Source organism: Corynebacterium glyciniphilum AJ 3170, assembly GCF_007673095.1.
GTDB lineage: Bacteria > Actinomycetota > Actinomycetes > Mycobacteriales > Mycobacteriaceae > Corynebacterium.
Window position 1 is genome coordinate 1 of record NZ_VDYZ01000073.1, and the last position, 396, is coordinate 396.

1 protein-coding gene is annotated in these 396 nt (G+C 62.6%); it reads left to right on the forward strand.

The window, feature by feature from the left end; genetic code table 11:
* Positions 1-266, forward strand: a 266-nt coding sequence (locus FS507_RS19880; RefSeq protein ID WP_186314749.1) for a hypothetical protein, incomplete at its 5' end; no start/stop codon positions are given.
* Positions 267-396 lie beyond the last annotated feature (130 nt).

Sequence of the window (396 nt, forward strand, 5' to 3'; positions counted from 1 at the left end):
GCGAGAATGTAAATGGGGGAGAGAGTGGCGGGTGGGGGGAAAAGGGGGAGGGGGGTGGGGATGGTGTGGGAGGGGAGGAAGGGGTTGGAGAGGAAGGTGAGGGGGAAGAGGAGGATGAAGGTGGGGGAGTTGATGAGGTGAGGGGTGGGGAGGAGGTGGGGGATGGGGTGGTAGGGAGTGAGGTGGAGGATGTTCGGGTGGATGAGGATGAGTGGGAGAACTTTGTGAGGGAGATTGGGGGGGAGGGTGGGGTTGAGGGGGGGTAGATGGGTGGGATGGGGGTAGAGAGGTGAGAGGAGGAGATGGGGAGGGTGGTGATGGATTGGGGGGGATAGGGGTAAGGGGGGAGAGGGATGGGGGTGGGGATGAGTGAGAGGGGGCGAGTTCTGATCATGT